Source organism: Nocardia sp. NPDC055321 (assembly GCF_053645575.1).
This window is the reverse complement of the sequence record NZ_JBSHMS010000003.1, coordinates 398,164-422,170: the sequence shown is the minus strand read 5'-3', so window position 1 is coordinate 422,170 and position 24,007 is coordinate 398,164. Positions and strand designations below refer to the sequence as shown.

Genomic DNA, 24,007 nt, shown 5'->3' with positions numbered 1-24,007 from the left:
GGGAGTTGCCGTGTTGCCGTTGACCGGACCACAGCTGGGCATCTGGAACGCACAGCGCTTCGATCCGGAGTCGGGCCGCTACCTGGTCGGCGAGGTGCTGGAGATCTCCGGAACCGCGCCGATCGGGGTGGATGCGCTGGCCGAGGCCATTCGCCGGACAATTGCTGAAGCCGAGAACATGCGGCTGCGGTTCCACGACACCGAGGACGGCCCGCGGCAGTCCGTGCTCGACGGCGCGGGCGAACTGCGGCCGCTGATCGACCTGCGGGCCGCGGCGGATCCGACGGCGCTGGCCCACGAGGCCGTGGCGCTCGAGCGGCGGCGGGCCGCGGAGTTCTGCCGGGGCATGGTGGATCGGCAGCTGTACAGCTACACGATCATCCGGCTCGGCGAGAACCGGGTCTGGTGCGTGCAGCTCTATCACCACCTCATCGTGGACGGGTACAGCGCGGCGCTGCTCTCGCGCCGGGTCGCGGCGCACTACACGGCGCTGCGGCGCGGAACGGCGCCGCGCGGGAACACCTTCGGGACGATCGAGGCGCTGGTCGCCGAGGAGCGGGAGTATCGCGCGGGGGAGCAGTTCACCCGCGATCGCGACTTCTGGCGCGCGCAGCTCACGCCGTGGCCGGATCTGGACGGGCGCGGCACCCACGTCGGTGGCGCGGTGGAGCGCACGATTCGCGCCGAGGCCGCGTTGCCGGCCGAAACCCTTGCCGCCCTGCGGGAATGCGCCGAACGGCTGGGCATCACCTGGGCCGATGTCTTCGTCGCCGCCTACGCCGCGTTCTTGAGCAGGCACCTGGGCACTTCCGATGTGGTGATCTCCATGCTGCTCATGGGCCGCGTCGGCCGCGCCGCCCTGACCACCCCCGCCATGGCGGTGAACGTGCTGCCGCTGCGGGTCGGGGTCGCCGCGGGTGACCGCCTCGGGGAACTCGGCCCGCGCGTCGCCGCCACCCTGGGCGAGATACGCGCGCATCAGCGCTACAGCGGCGACGATCTGGCCCGCGACTTCCACGGCCGGGGCGCCGGCGAGCTGCTGCACGGGGTCGGGGTCAACCTGAAGGTCTTCGACTTCGCGCTGGATTTCGATGGCGCGCAGGGCATTCTGCGCAACGTGGCGGGCGGGCCGCCCGAGGATCTCGGCCTGACGGTGACCCCGCTGGCCGACGGCACGCTGCTGCTCGGCTTCGAATCCGATGCGCGGAACAATGATTCGGAGTCGGTCCGCGCCCGCCTCGACGGCCTGGTCCGGGTCCTGGAAGCCTTCACCGGGCCGGACAAGCCCGCGGTCGGCGCACTGGAACTGCTGGATCACCGGCGCCGGTCCGACCTCCTGACGGCTCGGTCCGTCTCACCCCCGCCCGGACGCCCCGAGTCGGTCCCCGCCGCCCTCACCCGCCTGGCAGCCACGCAGCCGGACGCGATCGTCCTCGAGGACGACCGGGTGCGCTGGACCGCGGCGGAATTCGACGCCCGCGTGAACCAGCTCGCCCGGCTGCTGCGCACACGAGGGGTCGGCCCGGAGGTCGTCGTCGGTGTCGCTCTTCCACGCACCGCCGAGTTCGTGGTGGCCGCCTTCGCGATCTGGCGCGCGGGCGGCATCTACCTGCCGCTCGATCCCGAGTATCCGGCCGCCCGCCTGCGCGACATGATCGCCGATGCCGCACCGTTGTTGGTGCTGAGCACGGGCGACGCAGCTTCCGAACTGATCACGAATGCAGCCGCACGAGCGGATGAGACCGCCGGTGGCGAAGCGGATTTCCCGGCCTCGAGGGCCATACCGCGGGCGGACGACCTGGAAGGCCCGGCGAATCGCGCTGTAAAGCAGCCCGATCCAAGGTCGAGCGATCGATCGCCGCTCGCCGACGCCCACCCCGGGTTCATCGCCGACCCGCTGCGGTACGGCGATTCCGACGTCGTGGCAACCCCGCCGGAGGTCGAAGGTGTCGCGACAAGGACCGGCCACGAGGCGATGGGGCCCGAGCCGGTTCGCTCTGTAAAGGAGCCGGATTCAGCGCCGTTGCCACAGGTTGTGCGAGCGACGGCAGCTCGGGCCTGGCCGGACGTGGTTGCCGTCGACGGGCCGGAATTCGGTGCCGAACTGGCGCGGTACGACGGTACGGCGGGGGATCTCGGCGCGGTGGACGAGTCGAACAGTGGCGCGTACCTGATCTACACCTCGGGGTCCACCGGCCGTCCCAAGGGCGTGCTGGTCGAGCACGGGGCCCTGGGGCAGTTGCTCGCCGCGCACCGGGACGGGATGTTCGCGGCCGCGCGGGGGTGTGACCGGCCGTTGCGGGTCGCGCACACCACGTCGTTCGCGTTCGACGCCGCGCTGGACCCGCTGCTGTGGCTGCTGGACGGGCATCGGGTTCGCCTGTACGACAGCGTGATCCGGCGGGATCCGGCAGCGCTGGTCGCCGCGTTCGAGCGGGACGGGATCGACGTCGTCGACGGGACGCCGGGGTTCGCCGGGGCCCTGTTCGAACACGGGCTGGCGGACATCGCGCCGCGACTGGTCGCGCTCGGGGGCGAGGGATGTCCGCCGGAGCTGTGGCGGCGAATCCGGGCCGAGGGGGTGAACGCGGTCAACCTGTACGGGCCGACCGAGGGGGCCGTAGACGCCAGCCGGGCGGTCGTCGCCGGGGACGTGCCGGTGATCGGGCATCCCCTGCCGGGTACGCGAATGTATCTGCTCGACAACGCATTGCAGGTAGTCGACGACGCGCGGGTGGGGGAGCTGTACCTCGCGGGGCCGAACATCGCGCGGGGCTACCTCGGGCGGCCCGGGGCCACGGGGGAGCGATTCGTGCCCGACCCGTTCGGCCCGCCGGGTGCGCGCATGTACCGCACCGGTGATCGGGCCCGCTGGATTGCCGGGGGCGGCTACGAATACCTGGGCCGGGTCGACAACCAGGTGAAGATCCGCGGGCACCGAGTCGAGTTGGGCGAGGTGGAGGCCGCGCTCGGCGCGCTGCCGGGGGTCCGGGCCGCCGCCGCGGACATTCGCGAGATCGCGGGGCGGGCCACGCTCGTCGGCTACGTGGTGGCCGAGCGGAGCGATGAACCCGATGTGCTCGAATTGCGTTCGCGAATGGCCGATTCGGTGCCGGATCACCTCGTGCCCGCGCGGGTGGTCGTGCTCGCCGCACTGCCGTTCACCGTCAACGGCAAGGTGGATCGGGCGGCGCTGCCGGCGCCGGATGCGCTCGCGGCCGGACGCGCGGCGACCACCCCGGCCGAGGCCGTGCTCTGCGAGATCGTCTCCGCCGCACTGGGTCACGACGCGGTGAGTGTCGACGACGACTTCTTCGGGGCCGGCGGCGACAGCATCACTGCGATCACCGTCAGCAGCCGCCTGCGTGAGCGCGGGCTGCTGCTGACCCCGCAGGAACTGCTGACCCGGCGCGGGCTGGGTGAGCTCGCGGCCCTGGCGGGGCCGGTGGCAGTAGCCGGAGCGGGCGGCGGGGAATCGAATCCGATTTCGCCCGAGACGAGTTCGCTGCCGGGGGCCGGTACTGTCGCCACCGCGCAGGCACAGCCCTGGAACGGGCGCGATGTCGGCCGGGACCGGGTTGGCGCGGCGCCCTTCGCAAGCACGGACAGGCGGTTCCCCGAACGCTCCACCGAACCCGACGACCACCGCACCGCTTCGATCGCGCTATCGCAGCGCGAGATCGATGACCTGACCGCCGAATACGGCCCGATCGCCGACGTGCTGCCGCTGTCTCCGCTCCAGGAGGGTTTGCTCTACCACGCCCTCCGGGACGGCGCGGCGGACGTCTACACCATGACCGCGCGCTTCGACCTGGCCGGTCCGGCCGATGCGGCGCGGCTGGCGGCGGCGTTCGACCGGGTGCTCACCCGGCATCCGAACCTGGGCGCGGCGTTCTGCTACGAGCGGTTCGACCAACCGGTGCAGGTGATTCCGCGCGACCCGCGCGTGCGCTGGCGTACCGCGGATCTGCGTGACCTGGCGCCGGCCGAGGCCGAGCACGAGGCCGCGGAGCTGGCCCGCCGGGCCGGAGTCGAACCCTTCGACATCGCCCGGCCGCCGCTGCTGCGCGTCCAGTTGATCCACCTGACCGACTCGGTGCATCGGCTGATCCTCACCGCCCACCATCTGCTCGCGGACGGATGGTCGGTGCCGATCATTCTGCGCGAGGCGCTCACGCTCTACCACGAGAGCGAGAGCGAAAAGCTCACCGCACCGGGCTATTACGGCGACTATTTGGCCTGGCTCGCCGCCCGCGACACCGCGGGCGCCATCGAACGGTGGCGGACCTACCTCGGCGGCCTGGCGCGGGGATCGCTCCTGGGCCGGCCCGGGCAGCGCTCGGAACCCGTGGCGCTGCGAGTGCCGTTGCCGGACAACGCCTCCTCCGCCCTGAACGTGCTGGGCCGCGAACACGGCCTGACGATGAACACCCTGCTGCAGGCCGCGTGGGCCCTGACCCTGGCGGAGCACCTGGGTTGCGACGACGTCGTCTTCGGCACGGTGGTGTCCGGCCGCCCCGCCGAACTGCCGGGCGTCGAGTTCACCGTCGGCCTGTTCAGCAACACGGTTCCGGTTCGGCTGCACTGGGACTCGGACCGGCCGCCCGTCGCCCAGCTCGCCGAATTCCAGCGCGACAGCTTCGACATGCAGGCCCTGGGCCACCTCGGCCTGGCCACGCTCGAACGCGCCGCCGGGCTGGGACAGCTCTTCGACAGCCTCGTGGTGTACCAGAACTTCCCCAAAACCGGCCTGCGCCAGCCGGAATCCCACGATCTGCGGGTCGCGGACGTCGAGGTGCACAGTCTCACCCACTACCCGGTCATCGTCACCGCACTCCCCGGCGACGCCTTCGAACTGGTGCTGCACCACGACCCGGCGGCGGTATCCGCTTCCCTGGCAACGCATCTGGCCGCCCGGCTGAGTGGAATGCTCACCGCGCTGACCGTGAACTCCGCGGCGACGGTCGCGTCGATCCTCGAGTCCGCACCCGCCGCCGACACCCGCGGGTCGACCCTGGCCTGCTGGGAGTCCACGACACCGGTCGGCCCGCACGAACCCGCCGTCACCGCGGGGGACCACACCCTGACCTACGGCGAGTTCCAAGCGCGCGTCAATCGCCTGGCGCGCTGGCTCATCGCGCGCGGCGTCGCGCCCGAGACGGTGGTCGTGGTCGCCATGGAACGCGGCGTGGAGTCCGTGATCGCCGCCCACGCCATCAGCCGCTCGGGCGGCGTCTACCTGCCGATCGACCACACGCAACCGGCCGAGCGCATCGACGTCATCCTCGAAACCGCCGGTCCGGCACTGGTTCTCACCCGCACCGCTGACGACTTCACGACCGGCCGCGCGCCCGTCGTCACGCTGGACACCCTCGATACCGCCGGTTTCGCGGCCACCCCGATCACCGACGCCGACCGCCGCGCGCCACTGCACGCGAGCAACGCCGCCTATCTCCTGTTCACCTCGGGCTCCACCGGCGTCCCCAAAGGCGTGACCGTTCCACACGCCGCCATCGTGAACACCTTCGAATGGCTGCAACGCCAACAGCGTTTCGGCGCGGGCGACACCGTGCTGTACCGCACCCCGCCCACCTTCGACGCCTCGCTCCTCGAGCTCTATCTACCGCTGCTCGTCGGCGCGCGCATCGTGCTGACCCGGCCCGGCGGGCACCGCGACCCGTACTACCAGGCCGGGCTCATTCGCGCCGAGCGGGTGAACGCCATCCAGATGACGACCTCCATGCTGACGGTCCTGAGCGAGGAAGCCGACCTGTCCGGCGCGACGACCCTGCGCAGCGTCTGGACCGGCGGCGAGGCGCTCCCGCCCGCCACCGCCCATCGCATGCGCGCGCTGACCGGCACGCGGGTGTTCAACCTGTACGGTCCCACCGAGGCCGCCGTCTGCATCACCCATCACGAAACCGCCGACGCCGACGTGGATTCGGTGCCGATCGGCGTGCCCGCCACCGGCGCCGGGGTCCGCGTCCTCGACGAGACCCTGCACCCGGTCCCACCCGACACCCTCGGCGACCTCTACCTGACCGGCGTGCAACTGGCCCGCGGCTACCTGACCCGCCCCGGCCTGACCGCCGCGACGTTCGTCGCCGATCCCGCCGGCGTCGGCGACCGCATGTACCGCACCGGCGATCTGGTGCGCTGGGGCCCGCACGGCGAACTCGACTACCTCGGCAGGTCCGACACCCAGATCAAACTCCGCGGCCAGCGCATAGAACTGGGCGACATAGAGTCCGCCCTCCTCCGCTGCCCCGGCGTGGCCCAGGCCGTGGTCCTGCTCCGCGAGGACACCCCCGGCGACCAACGCCTGGTCGCCTACCTGATCCCCGCCGCCGCAACAACTCTCGACACCGACGCGGTCACCGCACACCTGCGCACCGTGCTCCCGGCCCACATGCTCCCCGCCGCGCATGTGGTCCTGGACAAGATCCCGCGCACCGCCAGCGAGAAGATCGACCGCAAAGCCCTGCCGGCCCCGGCAGCTGACGGCGGACCCGACGAAGGTGCGGTCCGTACGGACACGATCGACATCGGATCGGACGCCGATCGGGCCGAACCGCAGCCGGGCACCGGGACTTCCGGCCGGACCGTCGACGACATCCGCGCCGCCATGGCCACCGTGCTCTCCCTGGCCGATCTCGCCCCGGACGCGGACTTCTTCGCCACCGGCGGTCATTCGCTCACCGCCGTTCGGCTGACCGGCAGGCTCCGCCGCGCGGGCCTGGACGTGGTGCTGGACGACATCTTCGCCGCGCCCACCGCCATCGGACTGGCCGCGCTCATCCAGGAGCGGGCCGGATTCGGTTCCCACCTACCAGCGGCGTCCGACGCCGAGCACATCGAAACCTGGGCACCGCAGGGTGATTCACGCTCGGCTGCGCGTGGCCCGGCCGGCCCCGCCGATGACGCACCGGTAGCGACCACCGCTCACGACACTGCCGCCGCCGCGCGACTGCGACTCGGGTCCGGGACAGCGCAGGTCGCCGCGTCGACCGTGGCGACGCGAACCGGGGTTTCGGTTGCCAGTGAGCCCGAGCTCTCGGATTCAGGGCTGGCCATGCTCGGGAACCGCCTCGACCACGTGCTCGAACTGCGCGCCACCGGCACCGCCGAACCGTTGTTCTGCATCCACCCCGTCGGCGGCACCGCCTGGCAGTTCGGGCCGCTGGCCCGGCTGCTGCGGGCCGACCGCGCGATCGTGGGTGTGCAGTGTCCGACGTTGCGGGACAGCGAGTTCCGGGCGGACACGCTCGACGAGCTGGCCCGGCACTACCTCGCGTCCATCCGCCGGGTCCAGCCGCACGGCCCGTACCACCTGCTGGGGTACTCCCTCGGCGGCGTGATCGCGCAGGCCGTCGCCGCGCTGCTCGAGCAGTCGGGGGAGACCATCGCCTACGTCGGGCTGATCGACTCCCATCCGCTCGCGAACCTGGTCGACCGCGCCACTCGCGCGCTGGCCGATCCTGCCGAACTGGACCGGCTGCTTCCCGAACTACCCGGGGACGCACCGGAACTCGCGCACGCCATCCGCACCTCGGCCACCGGGCTGCTCGGCATGGTGACCCGATCCACCGCCCCGCACTACGGCGGAGAGATGGCGCTGTACGCCGCCGACACCGGGGACGAACCCGCCCGTACCGACGCCCAGATCGCGGGCTGGCGGGCGGCCAGGGCCCGGGTGACCGTGCGCCGCCTGCCCTACTCGCACTTCGACATCGTGTCCCCGCCCGGCTGGACCGAGGTCGCCGCGCTGCTCGACGCCGACCCGGCGCTGCGCGGCTGACCCCAGTCCCCGCACAGACCCACCCCCGAAGAAGAAAGAACACCCATCCAATGACGCTGTACCGCATGACGGCCCGCTTGCGCGCCGCCGTCGTCCTGCTCGTCCTCGCGCTGGTCGCGCTCGTCGCGGGCTGTAGTTCCGGCTCCGACGACGCGAGCGGATCGGGCACCCGCGAGGTCCAGACCGACAAGGGCGCGATCACCGTGCCCGCCGACCCCCAGCGCATCGTGGTGGTCAACGGCTCCCTCGCCGGATACCTCTTCGATCTGGGCGCGAAGGTGAAGGCCGCCGACCCGCGCGTACTCGGGGTGACCCTGAAGCCCGGCGAGTTCCCGGCCGCCTGGTCCGAGGACGCGAAGAAGCAGGGCACCGAGGTGCTGCCGTCGGGCGACAACATCAACCTGGAATTCATTGCCGCGCAACAGCCGGACCTGATCATCGGCGGCGGCCAGGGCTACCCGGGCCAGCAGTCCATCGACGCCTACGACAAGCTCGCCGCCATCGCGCCGACCGTGCTGATCCCCTCCAACAGCTCGAATTGGCAGGACCACCTGAAGGCCGTCGCGAACGCGGTCGACCGGGCCGACCGGGTCGACGCCATCATCACCTCGTACAACGACAAGGTCGCGCAGGTGAAGTCCACCATCAAGGTGCCGCAGGGCGCCGTCGCGGTGTTCCAGTCCCGCAAGGACCAGAAGCCGTCCGTCATCGCGCCCGGCACCCCCATCGCCTCGCTGCTGAGCGCGGTCGGTTTCACCATCGACGACAAGGTGGAAGCCAAGGCGGGCAACCCCTCCCGGCCCGCCGCCGCCGACTGGGTGTCCTTCAGCCCCGAGGTGACCACCACCGTCGTGGACGCCCCGGTGCTGTTCGTGGTGCAGCTCGAGGGCGGGCGCACCATCGCCCAGCTCAAGGAGGACGCCATGCTCTCCAAGCTGCCGTCCTTCCAGGCAGGCAAGGTCTACGACCTGCCCGCCACCGCCCAGCGGCCCGACTACCGCAACGCCATGAGCACCCTCGATCTGCTGGGAGCGACCTTCAAGTGACAGCCGTCGGCGGCCTGCTCATCGATCTCTCACCCCTGCGGGCGAGCCGGGAATTCCGCTGCGCCTTCGCGGCCCGGCTGATTTCGGTGCTCGGGATCGGACTGCTCATGGTGGCCCTGCCCGTGCAGGTCTACCAGCTCACCGGATCCTCCCTGCACGTCGCCGGCGTCACCACGGTCACAGCGGTCGCCCTGTTCGCCGGAAGCCTGGCGGGCGGGGTGATCGCGGACCGGTACGACCGGCGCGACACCATCGGGTGGGCCCGCACCGCGGCGGGCGTCGGCTTCCTGGCACTCGGCGTGAACGCCCTGCTCCCGGATCCGCTGCTGCCCGTCATCTACGCCGCGGGCGTCGTGGACGGCCTGGCGGGCGGGGTGAGCGGATCCGCGCTCATGGCCCTGATTCCCGCGCTGGTCGGCCGGGAGAAGATGGCGGCCGCCGGCGCTCTCACCGCGCTCACCACGGACCTGGGCACCATGATCACCCCCGCCCTGGCCGGGGTGCTCATCGCGCAGGCGGGAGTCGGCCCGGCCTACTTCCTCACCGCCGCCGCGACCGTGGCGACCGTCAGCTTGATTCGCGCGATCGGCCCGCAACCGGTCCCGGCCCGGGAGATCCGCAATCCCCTGCGCGAACTCGGCGAGGGAATACGTTTCGCACTGCGGCACAGCGTCATTCGCGCGACCCTGCTCACCGGTGTGATCGCCATGCTGGTGAGCGGCCCGCTGGTGCTGCTCCCGGCCCTCGTCGCCGACGAATTCGACGGCAGCACAACCACCCTGGGCATCCTCTACGCCGCCCCCGGCGCGGGCGCGGTGCTGGGCTCGCTGACCAGCGGTTGGATGGGGCGCACGAGCACGCCGGGCCGCGGCCTGCTGATCACGCTGGCGCTCATGCCCCTCGGCGTGATCGCCGCCGGACTGTTCCCGCACGCCGCGGGCGTGTTCCTCGGCCTGGCCGCGTTCGGTATGGCCCGCGCGATCGGCATCGTGCTGCGCTTCACCGTCCTGCAGCAGCACGCGCCGGACGAACTGCGCGGGCGGCTGTCCGGACTGCTCATGGTGCAGGCCGTCACCGGCACCGCCATCGGGTCCATGGCGGCCGGTGTGGCCGGCCAATTCTGGACGCCCGGAACCGCTCTCGTGGTGTACGGGCTCGTCGTACTGGTACTCGGCGCGGTCACGGCCCTGGCCGCCGCGCCCCTGTGGAGAAAGGAGGCGGGCTGATGGATCGAGCCGCCTACGCCGAACGCATCGACGAGGTGCTCGCGGGCGAACACGGAGCCAAAGTCGGCTACCCGATCGGATTGTGCGCGGTGGAGGTGATCCGCACGGCGCCGGTGGGCGCGGGCCTGCTCCGCATCACCTTCGGCGGCGCGGATCTCGCCGGCTTCCACAGCTACGTGCCGGACGAGCACGTGCGCCTGATCTTCCCGGACGAGACCGGTGAGCTGCGGCTGCCGAACCGGGACGGGCTGTCCCTGGAGTGGGGCAACCCGCGCCCGGTCTCGCGCGAGTACACGGTGCGCCGATTCAGCGCCGCGGACCGCGAACTCGACATCGACTTCGCCATTCACCCCGGCGGCCTGGCCTCGGAGTGGGCGCTGGCCGCCACCCCGGGCACGCCCATGCACATCGCGGGACCGCCCGGCGGGGTCGTGGTGCCCAAGACGTACGACGCCTACCTGTTCGCGGGCGACATCACCGCGCTGCCCGCCATCGCCCGCTGGCTGGAATGGCTGCCGCGCGAGGCGACCGGCTGGGCTTTCATCGAGGTCACCGGCCCCGAGGAGGAGATTCCCCTGGACGCGCCCGCCGGTGTGCGGGTGACCTGGGTGCATCGCGGCGCGGCCGAACCTGGCACCGGGGATGCCCTGGAACAGGCGCTGCGCACCGTGGAAGTGCCCGCCGGACAACGGCTTTACCTCTGGCTGGCCGGTGAGTCGGGCGTCCTGCGCCCGCTGCGCCGCTGGGTGCGCACCGAACTGACCGTGGGACCGAAGGACTATCTCATCGCCGGCTATTGGAAGCGCGGCGTGGCCGACTACGACCGGGACGAGTGACGATGACCAACGAGACGACCGCCCTGCGGCAGTACGTGATCGACGATGTGGCAACGGTACTGGGCATCGACCCGGCCGAGCTGACCCCGGAGACCAATCTCCTGGACGCCGGCCTGGATTCGGTGCGGATCATGTCGCTGGTGGAGAAGTGGCGCGCGGACGGGCACGCGCACATCGACTTCCCCACGCTCGCTTCGGATCCGGTCCTGGCGTCCTGGTTCGAAGCGCTGTCGTGAACGCCAGTGGCGCGGTGCCCGGACTCGGACATCGAGCCGGGCGTTCCGCGCCACCGCCCGGCTCACCGCCCCCGCGCGCCCTCGGCCAGCAGCCGCCGCAATTCCTTGCGACTGGTCTTGCCCACGCCGGTCTCGGGGAAGTCCTCGACCACCACCACGGCGTCGGGCATCTTCCAGGCCGCCACGCCGCGCTCGCGCACGAACGATCGCACCGACAGCAGCGACGGCGCCCGCTCCGGGTCGGCCGGTCGCACGAACGCGCAGATGCGCTGTCCCAGTACCGGATCGGGCATGCCGATGATCACGGCATCGCGAATGCCCGGATGGTCGAGCAGTTGTGCCTCGAGCTCCTCCGCGGAGACCTTCTCCCCGCCCCGGTTGACCCAGTCCCCGGCCCGGCCCTGTACGACGATGTTGCCGTCGGGCCGCAGTCGCACCACGTCTCCGGTGCGGTACCAGCCGTCGGGGGTGAAGCTTCGGGCGTCGGCGTCGGCGTTGTCGAAGTAGCCGCGAATCGTGTACGGCCCCTGCGTGATCAGATGTCCGTCGGTGCCCGCCGGGACGTCGGCCCCGGACTCGTCGACCACCCGCACCTCGTCGAACTCGGACATCGGCCGGCCCTGGGTGCCGATCACCACGTCGATCGGATCATCCAGGCGGGTGTAGCAGACCAGCCCCTCGGCCATGCCGAAGACCTGCTGCAGGGTCGCCCCCAGCGCGGGCCCGATACGCCGGGCCAGCTCCTCCTGGCAGCGGGCGCCGCCGACCTGGACCACCCGCAGGGTCGAAAGATCGGGCGTCGCACCGGCTTCGGCCCGTTCCACCCACAGCCGCGCCAGCGGCGGGACCAGGCCGGTGATGGTCACCCCGAACCGTTCGACGGCCGCGAACGCGGTGGCGGGGGTGGGGTCGGGCGTCATGGCCACCGCGCCGCCCGCCCAGAGCGCGCCCAGGATGCCCGGCGAGCTCATCGGGAAGTTGTGGGCCACCGGCAGGGTCGCGAGATACACGGTGCTCGAATCGAGTTCGCAGATCTCGGCGCTGCGCCGCACGCTGTAGAGGTAGTCGTCGTGGGTGCGCGGGATGAGTTTCGGAATCCCGGTGCTACCTCCGGAGAGCTGCAGGAAGGCGACGGCGCTCGCGTCGAGTACGGGCAGCGGGCCCGGTTCGTCCCGGAAGTCGGCGAGGTCGTGTACCCCGGCGGGCAGGGTGTCCGCGTCGTCGGTGATCGCGAGGATGTGACGCAGGGTGCCGACCTCCGCGCGGATCGAATCCGCCAGGGCCGCATGGTCGAAACGCTGGTGGGTACCGGCGGTGATCATGGCGGTCGCGCCGCTCGCGACGGCGATGGGGGTCAGCTCCGCCCGCCGATGCGCGGGCAGGCAGAACACCGGCAGCGCGCCGAGCCGGAACAGTGCGAAGATCACTTCCACGAACTCGGCGCGGTTCGGCAGCTGCACGAGAACCCGGTCGTCCCGGGCGATTCCGAGACGCGCCAGACCCGTCGCCAGCGCGCGCGAGCGGTGGTCGAGTTCGGCGTAGGTCCAGCGATTTCCGGCATCGAGTACGGCCACGGCGTCCGGGGTGGCGGCGGCGCGGGCGGTGAGCACGTCGCCGAAGGTCTCGCCGGTCCAGCAACCCTGTTCCCGGTACCGGCGCGCGGCGGCCGGAGGCCACGGGGTGAAGCCGTTGAGCACGGTCGATGGCATTGTGGTGCACCTCTTTTCGTGAAGAACGGGCGGTGCGCCGGGCGGCCCGGAGCGCACCGAAGACGAGCGCCCCACATTCTTATCAGGTTAGGCTAACCTTATGTTCATGATCGAATCGGGTGCACCATCGGTCGTGGTCACCGGCGCCGCGGCGGGTATCGGGGCGGCCGTGGCGACCGCGCTCGCGCCCGGGGCCCGGGCCGTCGCGCTGTGGGACCGCGACGCCCGCGTGCACGAGATCGCCGGTGACCTGGACGCCGCGCACGACGCGATCGTGCAGTCCGCGCGGATCGACATCACCGATCGCGCGGCGGTGGGCGTGGCCTTCGATCGGCTGATCGCCGATTTCGGGGTGCCCGACGTTCTCGTGCACGCGGCGGGTGTCATGCACGCCGGTTCCGCACTGGACATCTCACCCGAGGACTGGGAGCGCTCGCTCGCGGTCAACGCCGGTGGCACCGTGCACGTCACCCAGCGCGCGGCCCGCGAGATGGTCGCCGCCGGGCGCGGTTCCATCGTCGTCGTGTCCTCCAACGCCGCGAGCACCCCGCGGTCGGGCATGGCCGCCTACTGCGCGTCCAAGGCCGCGGCCACCGCCTTCACCCGGGCCCTGGCCCTGCAGGTGGCCCCGCACGGCGTCCGGGTGAATCTGGTCTCCCCGGGCTCCACCGACACCGACATGCTGCGCGGGCTGTATCCGGGCGACCCGCTCGATCCGGCGGCACCGGCCGGCCCGTCCCCCCTGAGCACTGCCGCCCGAGCGAGCCTGCTCGACGGCGATCCCGGGGCCTACCGCCTCGGAATTCCCCTGCGGCGCATCGCCGCACCCGCCGATATCGCCGCGGTGGTCCGCTTTCTGGTCTCCGACGACGCCCGCCACATCACCATGCACGACCTGCGGGTCGACGGCGGAGCCACGCTCGACATGTGATTCGAGAGGATGATTGCCATTTCTGCCATCTCAGCTTCGGAGCCCGCCTTCGTGCTGGCCAGACCACATCGCACGGTGATCGCGCACGGCGTCGGCCGCGTGTTCCACACGGCGGGCGACGCGGCGGCGGCACTGCGCGCGGGGGAGGTGAGTCATATCGTGGGCGCGCTGCCGTTCGCGGTGGGCGCGCCCGCCGCGCTGTTCGCGCCGGAATCGATCTCGATCACCGCGACCCCGTATCCGGCCCAAGCCCCGAACGCGCTGCCGGACTTCGAGATCGACGCCGCGTTCCCGTCGCCGGAGACCCATGTGCGGCACGTGGCCGCGGCCGTGCGGCTGCTCGCCGATCCCGCGCATCCGCTGTCGAAGGTGGTGCTGGCCAGGGCGATTCGCGCACGCTCGGACCGGCCGATCACGCCGGGTGAACTGCTCGACCTGCTGGTGTCGACCGATCCGGTGGGCAACGGCTTCCTGGTGGATCTGTCCGCGGCGGGGGCGGCCTACCGGGGTAGGCACCTGGTGGGTTCGAGCCCGGAGGTGCTCATCGAACGCGTCGGCGATGCCGTCCTGAGTCACCCGCTGGCCGGATCCGCCCGGCGCGCGGGCGATCCCGACGCCGACCGGATCGCGGCCGACACCCTGCTCGCCTCGTCGAAGGATCGGCACGAGCACCGCTACGTGGTCGACCAGGTGGGCGGTGTCCTGCGCGACCGCTGCACCGCCGTGCACACCCCCGAGACGCCCGAACTGACCGGCACCCCGGAGATGTGGCACCTGGGCACCCCGATCACCGCCGTCGTCCCCGCCGACGGTCCCTCCGCGCTGGAGCTGGCCGCCGCCCTGCATCCCACCCCCGCCATCTGCGGCACCCCCACCGCGCCGGCCGCCCGGCTGATCGCCGAACTCGAAGGCGATCGCGGCTTCTATGCCGGAACGCTGGGCTGGTGCGACGCCGCCGGCGACGGCGAGTGGATGGTCAGCATTCGCTGCGCGGAACTGGCCGCGGACGGCCGCAGCCTGCTCGCGCACGCGGGCGGCGGCATCGTCGCCGAATCCGATCCGGCCGCCGAATTGGCCGAGACCACCGGCAAATTCGGGCGCATCCTGGGCCCGCTCGGCATCTCGGATCTGCCCTTGTCCGTCGCCTGACCCCGCGCATCAGTCACAAGCACGCACGCACCCGACGACCCGGAGGCTGTCTTGCCCATCCCATCGATCGCGCCCTACGCCATGCCCACCGCCGACGAGGTGGAACCCAACCAGGTGGACTGGCTGCTCGATCCCACCCGCTCGGCCCTGCTCATTCACGATATGCAGCAGTACTTCCTCTCGGCCTACGACGCCGACCAGGAACCGGCGAGCACCCTCGTCCGCAATATCGACGCGCTGCGCCGGCGCTGTCACGAGCTGGGCATTCCCGTGGTGTACACCATGCAGCCCGGTGATCAGCATCCTTCGCGGCGCGGCATTCTCGCCGACTTCTGGGGCAGCGGGATGAGCGACGGCCCGGAGACCGAGGTGGTGGCCGAGCTGCCGCCGGACCCCCGCGACATCCAGGTCACCAAGTGGCGGTACTCCGCGTTCCAGCGCACCGATCTGCGCGAGCTGCTCGGCTACTACCACCGCGACCACCTGATGATCACCGGCGTGTACACCCACATGGGGTGCATGCTCAGCGCCGCCGAGGCGTTCATGACCGATGTCCGCCCGTTCCTGGCCCTGGACGCGACCGCCGATTTCAGCCGTGACGAACACCTCATGGCCCTGAACTACGTGGCCCGCCGCTGCGGCACCGTGGAAACCACCGCGGATCTGTTGCGGCAGTTGGGCGGCGCGCCGTTACCGCTGGCAGAGGCGGATTCCGCACGCGAATCCGAGACCGCTCGGCACGGGTGAACACGCCCGGGCGACCGAGCATTTTCAGCGACCGATCAGTCGGATTCGGGCACTGCGACGGTGGATTTGCCCGAATCCGTGCCGAACCTGAGAGAACTCCCAGTAAACGCTCAGGCTTTGACAAGGACCGCACGGCACTGTGGAGGGAGGTTGAAGACGTCGGCGAAAGAGGTTGCGACATGGTCGAGCTGGAACTCACCGGAACCACCGTGACGGTCCACGTAACCGGAGCCCACCGCGTGCTCGCGCTCCGTGAAGAGGTCACCTTCGACCTCTCGCAGATCACTTCGATAGACCTGGCCGGCGTCGACATGCGGCCCCCGTGGTTTCGCGTCGGCGCCTTCTTCCCCGGCGTCATCGCCGCCGGGACCTTCCGGGGCAAGGGCCGCAAGGAGTTCTGGGACACCCTCTTCGGCGGCCACGCCCTGCGCATCGATCTGGCGGGCAACGAGTTCACCCGCCTGGTCATCGACATCGAGAATCCGGACGAGGCCCTGCGCGCCCTGAAGTCCGCCGCGGCGGCCTGACCGCCGGCCCCCACACCACCCCACCCGCCCGCCGCACTCGTCGAGCGCGGCGGGCCTTGGGGATTCACGTGGAACACACGCGGTACCGGTGCTAGCTCGAGCAGCAGGGTTCGCCGGGGTCGGCCGTGCGGCAGAAGCAGGACGCCTCGATGGGAACATCCGCCACCGCGGCGGCCAGTCGCAGTTGCTGGGCGACTATGCGCGCTTCACCGGATTTGCCCAGGCGGGTGAGGCATTCGTGATAGCCGTGCAGACTCCAGACGTTGCCGGGATGCTGGCAGGCGCGGGGCAGGGTGTCGTCCAGTCCGAGATCGGCGCGATAGACCGCCTCGGCCTCGGTGACGTGGCCCTGTTCCAGGAGCAGGGCGCCCAGGGCGTGCCTGGTCGGCTGCATCCAGCCCCAGGGCTCGTCGTACGGCAGGGCGTCGTCGAGCTCGACCGAACGGCGCAGCGCGCGAAAAGCGCTGTCGTGGTCGCCTTCCCGGTACCGCAGTTCGCCCTCGAGCATGGCGGCGGCGATGGTGAGCAGATCCTGGCAGGTGTTGTTGAACAGGGTCCGGGTGGCGGGGACGCGCGCGGTGGCCGCGCGCAGGTGCCGTTGCTGATCCAGGGCGGCGGGCAGATCGCCGGTGGCCGCGTACGCGATTCCCTTGCCGTAGTGCAGCATCGCGGTGCTCACGCAATACAGGTCCGGATCGGCGGGCAGCGGCAGGTCGATCAGCTGCTCCCAGAGCCCGAATCGGATCAGCACGTGCACGCGCATGCCGAGGAAGCCCTCAAGCCAATCCGCCATCGGGGGCGAGGGGACCAGCAGCAACTCCTCGGGGATGGCGTCCTCGAGCCGTGTGACAGCGGCCAGCGCGGTCGCCGACTGCCCCAGGAACATCGCGCCGTAGATCTGGAAGTGCAGATTGTGCGCGCGGTAGAGGGTGTAGAAATTGATCGCCCCGGCCGCGCGCACGTATTTCTCGTCCGCGCGGTAGGCCGACTCGTTCGCCGCCACCACCGCTCGGTAATCACCGCACAGCACGTACAGGTGCGACGGCATGTGCTCGAGGTGACCGGCATCGGGCACCAGCCCGCGCAGCCGATCCGCCACCGTGAGCGCGGCTTCCGGCATCGGGGACATCTCCATCAGATGCAGGTACAGGTGCAGCGCGCCGGGATGGGTGTGCCCGGCCGCGGTGGCGAGCGCCGCGTCGAGGGCGGCCTCGGCCTCCAGCGTATTCGGGCCCGCGACCAGGGTGTGCGAGCCCGGGTCGGCGCCGGCGTCCCGCACCCACAGGCCCCACGGCGTCAGGTTCATGAGCGCGTCCGCGAACAGCGCGGCCACGTCGAGATCGTCCGGGAATTCCCGGTATACGGTGCGCATGGCATCGGTGTAGCCGAGATTCCACACCGAGCCGTCGCCCTCGGGCGTACCGCTGGGATAGCGAGCGGCCAGCGCGCCGATGAGCGCGCGCTCCACCGGAGCGGCCGAGGCCGCCAGCGCGACCGCGCGCTGTGCGGCGGCGTGGGTGCGCTCGACGGTGTCGGCGAGTTCCTTCTCGTCGAAGAATTCCCACGGCTTGTTGTAATTGGGTCCCGACGCGTAGGCGATGCCCCAGTACGCCATGGCACAGCCGGGATCGTGATCGAGGGCGCGCTCGAAACAGCGCACGGCCTCTTCGTGATTGAAGGCGTAGGTCCACACCAGGCCGCGATCGAACCAGAGCTGCGCGCCGGGGGCGGTGGTGGTCACCGGACGTGAATAGTTCCCGAGGTCGTAGTAGTCCACGGTCATGGTCGAAATCGTGCCATCAGCGCGCGCACGCCGCGCTGGTAATCCGAAACCCCGCTGACCAGCGGCATCGGATAGCACACCGGGTGTGCGAACCGACCGACATCCTTCCCGGGTTCGGCAACGAATAGGAAACAGTCGGTCCGGTGATGTCGCCATCGCCGGGCCACGTCGTTCGTACCCCCGTACCCCTCGTCGTGAAGGAGCAGAACATGATCCCGAATTTCATCGGTGACCTCGTCTCGGCCGTGAACTCCCTGATCGGAAAGCTCTTCGTGTCCTGACGCGCCACCCGCGCAGACGACTCGGGCCCGGCAGGTTGCCGGGCCCGAGTCGCGTCAGCGGCCGATCGCGCGGATCAGTTCGCGGTCAGGTGCACCGGCAACTCGCGGTGACCGTTGGAGATGAAGCCGATCACCGGGGCCAGTTCGGCCGGATCGGTGGCGAAGCGCAGCTCCGGGAAACGCGCGAAGAGCGCGGGCAGCGCGATGGCCGCCTCCAGGCGAGCCAGGGGCGCGCCGATGCAGTGGTGCGCGCCGTGCCCGAAGGCCACGTGATCCTTGTTCACCCGGGTGATGTCGAAGGCTTCTGCACTGTCGCCGTGCACCTTCGGATCGCGGCCCGCCGCGGCGTAGGAGGCGAGAATGGCCTCGCCCTTGGCGATGTGGAACCCGTCGATCTCGATGTCCTCCACCGCGTAGCGCAGCGGCAGATGCGCCACCGGCGATTCGTAGCGCAGGGTCTCCTCGATGACGTCGTCCCAGCTCACCGTGCCGTCCAGCACCGCGGCCAGTTGCTCGGGATGGGTGAGCAGCGAATAGATCGCCTGATCGAGCAGATTCACGGTGGTCTCGTGCCCGGCGTTGATGACGAGCATGAGCGTGTCGACCATCTCCTTCTCGGTCAGCCGCTCGCCGTCCTCGTCCCGCGTCGCGATCAGCACGCTGATCATGTCGTCACCGGGATTGTCCCGCTTGTGCGCGACGAGATCCTCGATGAGACCGAACATTTCGACGTAGTTCGCGCCGGCCGCCTCGGGCGTGATCTCGGTGTCGAAGAAGCGCGCCACGCAGACGCGCAGCGCGGGCTCGCGATCCTCGGGCACGCCCATCAGCTCGGTGAGCACCTGGATCGGCACCGGGTAGGCGAAACCCTCACGCAGATCCGCGATTTCACCGGCCGGCGTCTCGGCGAGCCGATCAAGCAGCGTCGTCACCAGCTCCTCGATGCGCGGGCGCAGCGCCACGGTGCGGCGGTGCGTGAACGCGGGGGAGACGAGCTTGCGCAGGCGACGATGATCGGCGCCGTAGGCGGTGAACATGTTGGTCGCGGCCACCCACGGGAACAGCGGCCACTCCGGGGTGACCTCGCCGTTGATGAACGCCGCCCAGTGCTGCGCCGGATCCTTGGACACGCGGGGATCGGCCAGCAGGCGCCGGAGGATATCGGCATCGGTCACCGACCAGGCGGGCACGCCCATGAGCTCGACCAGGGTCACCGGTCCGCGCGCACGGATGCGGGCGTTCTCGCCTTGAATGTCGACACCGGTCAGATCCAGCGCCAGGGGTTCGATCGTCACTAGGTTGTTCTCCTACTTCACGTTCAACGGCGGGCACGCCGGGAACGTGACCGGCAGACCCGCCAGCGCCCGATGGAAAGGACCGGGCCGCCAAGACAATTCATCAACCTGAACGGCCAAACGCAACTCGGGGAGCGCATCGAGCAGCTGATCGATGGCCTCCTGGGCGACCAGCGACGCCACCGATTTCGCCGGGCAGGCATGCGCTCCCAGGCTCCAGGCCAGATGAGAGCGATTTCCGATGCGCTCACCGCCCGCGATGGCGGGATCGTTGTTGCATCCGGCGAGACTGATGACGACCGGCTGGTGCGCGGGCAGCCAGATGCCGTTGATCAGCATCGGCTGGCGCGGATAGGAGATGGCGAAGTTCGCCATGGGCGGATCGTTGAAGAGCACCTCGTCCAAAGCGTCACGCGTGGAGAGACTTCCACCGAGCACGTCACCGGCGAAGCGGTCGTCGGTGAGGATCAGGCGCAGGGTGTTGATGATCAGATTCTGCTGCGGCTCCAGGCCCGCGCCGTAGATGCTGATGATGTTCGCCAGCATCTCGGTGTCATCGAGACCGGCATCGTGCTGCAGCAGCCGGGTCACCATGTCGTTGCCGGGCTCGCGGCGCTTGAGATCGATGAGCTCCAGCAGCGCCCCGCTGAGCATCTGCATGCCGAGTTCGGCGTTCTCGTCCACCGAATCGAACAGCGCCGCCATGCCCGCCGCCACCCGCTGGCCGATTTCCGGTGGGCAGCCCAGCATTTCGTTCAACCCGGCGAACACCAGCGGGAAGGCGTACTGGCTGATCAACTCGGCTGCGCCGGTCTCGCAGAAGGTATTGATGAGCGGAATCGCCTCGCGCTCGACGATGGCGTGCAGGCCGTGCAGATCCACGCCGTCCACCGCGCTCACGTTGGCCTGGCGGTAACGCCAGTGCGCCGCACCGGCATTGCGCAGCACGTTGGGATACCACTCCATCATCGGCTTGACGGGGCAGTCGGCCGGAATGTCCTGCTGCCAGATGCGCGGATCGGCGGGGAAGTGATCGGGATCGTTGAGAATCCGGACCGCGTCGTGATAGCCGATCACCAGCGTGGCGGTGATTCCGGGCGCCAACTCCACCGGCACCAGAGAGCCGAAGCGACTGCGCATTTCGCGATACCAGCGATGCGGATCGGCGGCGAACTCCGGGTCGTACAGCGCGAAACGAGCACCGTCGATGAGCGGGGCCGGACCGGTCGACGTGGTCAAATGCGTGACTCCTGACGCGAGTGGAACAGGTATTCGACGAGGGTGATGAGCGCCTCCACGCAGGTGCGCCGATCGCGGGCATCCAGCGAGGTCAACGGAGTCTCATCGGCGAGATCGAGCGCGTCGCGCACCTCGGCGAGCGGAAAGCGCTGTGCGCCTTCGAATTGATTGACCGCCACCGCGTACGGCACCCCGCGCTGTTCCAGCACCGAGAGCACCTCGTCGGACTGTTCGATGCGCCGGGTATCGACCAGCACCAGCGCGCCGAGCGCGCCGAGGGCCAATTCCTCCCAGAGCGGGACGAAGCGCTGCTGGCCCGGCGTACCGAAGAGATACAGGGCCAGTTGCGGATTGAGCGTGACGCGGCCGAAATCCATGGCCACCGTCGTCGTCGACTTGTTCCGTAGTCCGGCCAGATCGTCCACGCCGACACTGGCTTCGGTGATGGTCTCCTCGGTGCGTAGCGGCTTGATCTCCGACACGCTGCCGACGAAAGTCGTCTTGCCGACGCCGAAGCTTCCTGCCACCAGGAGCTTCACCGACTTGACGACGGTGCTGGGCAGATAATCAATGCCCGACTCGTGCGGTTGAGCGGACTCAGACCGCAAGGGCGCGAAGCCCATTCAGTACCTCTTCTAGAAGGCTGACGTCCGGCAGGGTGTGTGCGGGCGTCCGGGTTATCAGGTGACCGCTGTCGAGCAGATCCGCGACGACGATCTTCACCACCGAGGGCGGCAGGTCGAGATGGGCGGCGATCTCCGCCAGCGACAACGCACTGCGGCACAGCGCGAAAATGCGCCGGGCATCGGGCGAACCGCCCTGCAGGGGACTGTCGGCGGCGACGATCACCGTCACCAGGTCCAGGACCCGGGTGGGACGCGAGCGCCCACCCGTGCGCACGTAAGCCCGGACCAGATCCGGATCACGCCGCGATCCGGTCATGGCCGGGCGGCGCCGCGCGGTATCGCGCCGAGCTCGTGCCCGACCCGCGCGGCGAGCTCGTTGAGCCGGTGGGCGACCAGCGCCACATCCACTTCGAGGGTGGCGGAAACGCCGATGACCGCGCCCTCGCCGGCAGCGGTAATGAAGATCATGCCCTCGTCGTACTCGGTGACGTTCTGGCGCACGTTGTCCTGTGGGCCACCGCAGAATTCGGAGAGCGCCTTACCGAGCGACCGCAGACCCGACGCCGCGGCGGCGAAGCGCTCGGCATTGTCCTTGGTGATATTGCCCGAGTGCGCGATGCGCAGGCCGTCCTCGGACAGCAGCACCCCGAAACGCACACCGGGGATATCGAGTTCGGCTAGTAGCCAGCCCAGCCGATTGGAGCCGTCGACGGGGTCCGCGACAACTGCGTGCGCATCGGTCACTATCGGTGAATTCACGAGATCTTCCCTTCGGTCTGGTCGGCTTCGGCCGCGGCGACCCGGCCGCTGACCGAACCGTTGTGCCACGCCACCGCGATATCGGGCCGGGCGAGTTGCAAGGTGGGAGCGGGAGTGGGAGCGGGAGCGGGAGCGGAATGCAGCACGGGCGTCTGGGTACCCGACTGCACCACCGTGCGCCGCCGCCGGCGCGTCAAACCGCTGGCGGTCAGCGCCGCCGCGATCTCGGCATCCTCGACGAGTTGCTCGTCCACCTGCACGGCAGCCTGCGGGATCGCCACCGGCTGCTCCTTGACGTCCTGCGGTGCCACCAACAGGGTTTCGGGGATGTAGACCATCGCCCGCACACCGCCGTACGCGTTGGGGGCATCCACGTAGACGTTGAATCCATAGCGTCGCGCCAGTGCCGCGATGCTGGGGAAACCGATCTTGGGCGCGGGGCCCAATTCGAGAATGTCCACGGCTCGTTCGCCCGCGAGCACGCGGCGGGCATCCTCGAGCTGTTCGGGATTCATGCGCACGCCGGCGTCGTCGATCAGAATGGTGACGCCGTGGTGGCCTTCTTGAAAACTGACGTCCACGAACGACGTCGGAGGCGAATAGCGCAGCGCGTTGTCGAGCAGCGTGGCCACGGTGTGCACCAGCGGTTCGACCACGCGACTCGCCACCACGCGATCGGCATGCGCGGTGCGTACACGCAGGTAATCGCGTACGCGACCGGTCGCGCCGCCGACGACATCGGTGACGGACTGCTGCGGCCAGCGCCGGCCGGGGAGGCCACCGCTGACGATCACGTAGGACTGCGCCTGGCGAATCATCTGCTGCACACTGTGATCGATGCGAATGAGCGTCTCGTACACCGCGTCATCACGGTGCTCGCGCAGCGCGGCACTCACCACCTTGCCGACGTCGGCGCCGAGGCTCACGACGGACGTGCCGAACGAGCGAACGGCGGCGCCCGTCACATCCTGCGAAGCCTGCTGCGCCTGAGCGCGAACGGAGTGCTCGGCGTTGGTGATGGCTTGCTGAGCTTGAACTTCGATCTCGCGCCGCGCCTGATCGGCGACTTCGGCGCAGAGCATACGGAGGTCATCGGCGTGATACTGCACGGCTTGGCGCAGCGTGCCGATGAAGGTCGAATTCTCCAGGTTGGGACCGATTTCCGGTGCGGTGATCGGCAGACCCGGGCGGCGGATGGCCTCGGTGACGGACGGAAGAGTCTTGCGGGCAACCTGATCCAGCAGATTTTCCCACTCAGCGGTACGCGCTTCCAGTTCATCCGCGCGCGCCGTCTCACCACGCCATCGCACCGCCACATAGGCCGCCGCCCCGACGGCGAGTACTAGCAGAGGCGCCAAAATCCATAGAAACAACACGGCCATAGAGGTTTTCGTCAATCCTGTCGGCTATACCGGGGGCGGACGCGCCCACTTCGCAGGGCGACCGTAGCTGACAACATACCTATTTCGTTATCCAAGCGACACTTTCAAATGCAACCCCCGCAAAGTGGGGCCTCGCGACGCACGTGGATCGGGTACCGGAGTCGCGTCGCGGGGCGCGGCTACAGGTCGTGCCACAGCACATCGGTCGCCAGCGTGAGCCACGGCAGGTTGTACAGGCCGCCGTAGGTCATGCCGATTTCGATCTCTCGCAGACTGAGCTTTCCGACCGCGATGTCGATCGAGCAGAGTTCGAACGGTCTGTGCACGATGCTCCTGACTTCGGGTGAATTGACGGCGATCGCCGCCCGCAACTGGTATGGGCGATTACCCCGCCGCCGTTATCGCGGTCCCGTCCGCGCCCCACTCGCACCCTAAGG

General features: G+C 70.0%; 19 protein-coding genes. 10 read left to right on the top strand and 9 right to left on the bottom strand.

Going from position 1 to position 24,007, the window contains the following annotated elements; genetic code table 11:
* The first annotated feature begins 19 nt into the window (after window positions 1-19).
* The 5 genes from ACWIGI_RS06740 to ACWIGI_RS06720 all read left to right on the top strand — a co-directional run bounded on the left by ACWIGI_RS06740 (window position 20) and on the right by ACWIGI_RS06720 (window position 11,142).
* A complete protein-coding gene (locus ACWIGI_RS06740) occupies window positions 20-7,798 on the top strand; it encodes an amino acid adenylation domain-containing protein (protein WP_454201370.1) in 7,779 nt (2,592 codons plus the stop codon).
* 65 nt (window positions 7,799-7,863) lie between these two features.
* Window positions 7,864-8,844: an ABC transporter substrate-binding protein gene (locus ACWIGI_RS06735; RefSeq protein ID WP_454201369.1), complete on the top strand. Its 981-nt coding sequence runs from the start codon at window positions 7,864-7,866 to the stop codon at window positions 8,842-8,844.
* A complete protein-coding gene (entS, locus tag ACWIGI_RS06730; RefSeq protein ID WP_454201368.1) occupies window positions 8,841-10,070 on the top strand; it encodes an enterobactin transporter EntS in 1,230 nt (409 codons plus the stop codon). The genes ACWIGI_RS06735 and entS overlap by 4 nt, the downstream gene beginning before the upstream one ends.
* A complete protein-coding gene (locus tag ACWIGI_RS06725) occupies window positions 10,070-10,906 on the top strand; it encodes a siderophore-interacting protein (protein ID WP_454201367.1) in 837 nt (278 codons plus the stop codon). Before entS ends, ACWIGI_RS06725 begins: the two co-directional genes overlap by 1 nt.
* Window positions 10,907-10,908: 2 nt before the next feature.
* Window positions 10,909-11,142 carry a phosphopantetheine-binding protein gene (locus tag ACWIGI_RS06720; protein ID WP_454201366.1) on the top strand — a complete coding sequence of 78 codons (234 nt, stop codon included), beginning with the start codon at window positions 10,909-10,911 and terminating at the stop codon, window positions 11,140-11,142.
* A 62-nt stretch (window positions 11,143-11,204) separates the two neighbouring features.
* On the opposite strand, the gene ACWIGI_RS06715 is transcribed toward ACWIGI_RS06720, so the two are convergent.
* A complete protein-coding gene (locus ACWIGI_RS06715) occupies window positions 11,205-12,851 on the bottom strand; it encodes a (2,3-dihydroxybenzoyl)adenylate synthase (RefSeq protein ID WP_454201365.1) in 1,647 nt (548 codons plus the stop codon).
* A 100-nt stretch (window positions 12,852-12,951) separates the two neighbouring features.
* Between ACWIGI_RS06715 and ACWIGI_RS06710 the strand changes: the two genes are divergently transcribed.
* From ACWIGI_RS06710 to ACWIGI_RS06695, 4 genes are all read left to right on the top strand, one after another.
* Window positions 12,952-13,782: an SDR family oxidoreductase gene (locus ACWIGI_RS06710; RefSeq protein WP_454201364.1), complete on the top strand. Its 831-nt coding sequence runs from the start codon at window positions 12,952-12,954 to the stop codon at window positions 13,780-13,782.
* Between the two features lie 9 nt (window positions 13,783-13,791).
* A complete protein-coding gene (locus ACWIGI_RS06705; RefSeq protein WP_454201363.1) occupies window positions 13,792-14,931 on the top strand; it encodes an isochorismate synthase in 1,140 nt (379 codons plus the stop codon).
* A gap of 51 nt (window positions 14,932-14,982) precedes the next feature.
* Complete coding sequence (locus tag ACWIGI_RS06700) at window positions 14,983-15,678, top strand: isochorismatase family protein (RefSeq protein WP_454201362.1); 696 nt, start codon at window positions 14,983-14,985, stop codon at window positions 15,676-15,678.
* Between the two features lie 179 nt (window positions 15,679-15,857).
* Window positions 15,858-16,205 (top strand): hypothetical protein, encoded by a 348-nt coding sequence (locus ACWIGI_RS06695; RefSeq protein ID WP_454201361.1) that lies wholly within the window; start codon window positions 15,858-15,860, stop codon window positions 16,203-16,205.
* A 91-nt stretch (window positions 16,206-16,296) separates the two neighbouring features.
* Here ACWIGI_RS06695 and ACWIGI_RS06690 read toward each other — a convergent pair whose 3' ends face one another.
* Window positions 16,297-17,988 carry a tetratricopeptide repeat protein gene (locus ACWIGI_RS06690; protein ID WP_454201360.1) on the bottom strand — a complete coding sequence of 564 codons (1,692 nt, stop codon included), beginning with the start codon at window positions 17,986-17,988 and terminating at the stop codon, window positions 16,297-16,299.
* Between the two features lie 143 nt (window positions 17,989-18,131).
* Between ACWIGI_RS06690 and ACWIGI_RS06685 the strand changes: the two genes are divergently transcribed.
* On the top strand, window positions 18,132-18,269 hold the full coding sequence (locus tag ACWIGI_RS06685) for a hypothetical protein (protein WP_454201359.1): 138 nt from the start codon (window positions 18,132-18,134) through the stop codon (window positions 18,267-18,269).
* A 74-nt stretch (window positions 18,270-18,343) separates the two neighbouring features.
* Here the strand turns inward: ACWIGI_RS06685 and ACWIGI_RS06680 are convergent, their stop codons facing one another.
* The 7 genes from ACWIGI_RS06680 to ACWIGI_RS06650 form a co-directional block, all read right to left on the bottom strand.
* A complete protein-coding gene (locus tag ACWIGI_RS06680; protein ID WP_454201358.1) occupies window positions 18,344-19,564 on the bottom strand; it encodes a cytochrome P450 family protein in 1,221 nt (406 codons plus the stop codon).
* Between the two features lie 12 nt (window positions 19,565-19,576).
* A complete protein-coding gene (locus tag ACWIGI_RS06675; RefSeq protein ID WP_454201357.1) occupies window positions 19,577-20,803 on the bottom strand; it encodes a cytochrome P450 in 1,227 nt (408 codons plus the stop codon).
* The gene (locus ACWIGI_RS06670; RefSeq protein ID WP_454201356.1) at window positions 20,800-21,426 is read right to left on the bottom strand and encodes a GTP-binding protein; all 627 of its coding nucleotides are present in this window, start codon (window positions 21,424-21,426) and stop codon (window positions 20,800-20,802) included. The genes ACWIGI_RS06675 and ACWIGI_RS06670 overlap by 4 nt, the downstream gene beginning before the upstream one ends.
* Window positions 21,401-21,745 carry a DUF742 domain-containing protein gene (locus ACWIGI_RS06665; protein WP_454201355.1) on the bottom strand — a complete coding sequence of 115 codons (345 nt, stop codon included), beginning with the start codon at window positions 21,743-21,745 and terminating at the stop codon, window positions 21,401-21,403. Before ACWIGI_RS06665 ends, ACWIGI_RS06670 begins: the two co-directional genes overlap by 26 nt.
* Window positions 21,742-22,188 carry a roadblock/LC7 domain-containing protein gene (locus tag ACWIGI_RS06660; protein ID WP_454201354.1) on the bottom strand — a complete coding sequence of 149 codons (447 nt, stop codon included), beginning with the start codon at window positions 22,186-22,188 and terminating at the stop codon, window positions 21,742-21,744. The genes ACWIGI_RS06665 and ACWIGI_RS06660 overlap by 4 nt, the downstream gene beginning before the upstream one ends.
* Entirely contained in the window at window positions 22,185-23,570 is a 1,386-nt protein-coding gene (locus ACWIGI_RS06655; protein WP_454201353.1) for a sensor histidine kinase, read from the bottom strand. The genes ACWIGI_RS06660 and ACWIGI_RS06655 overlap by 4 nt, the downstream gene beginning before the upstream one ends.
* A 179-nt stretch (window positions 23,571-23,749) precedes the next feature.
* Window positions 23,750-23,896, bottom strand: a complete 147-nt coding sequence (locus tag ACWIGI_RS06650) for a hypothetical protein (protein WP_454201352.1) — start codon at window positions 23,894-23,896, stop codon at window positions 23,750-23,752.
* Window positions 23,897-24,007 lie beyond the last annotated feature (111 nt).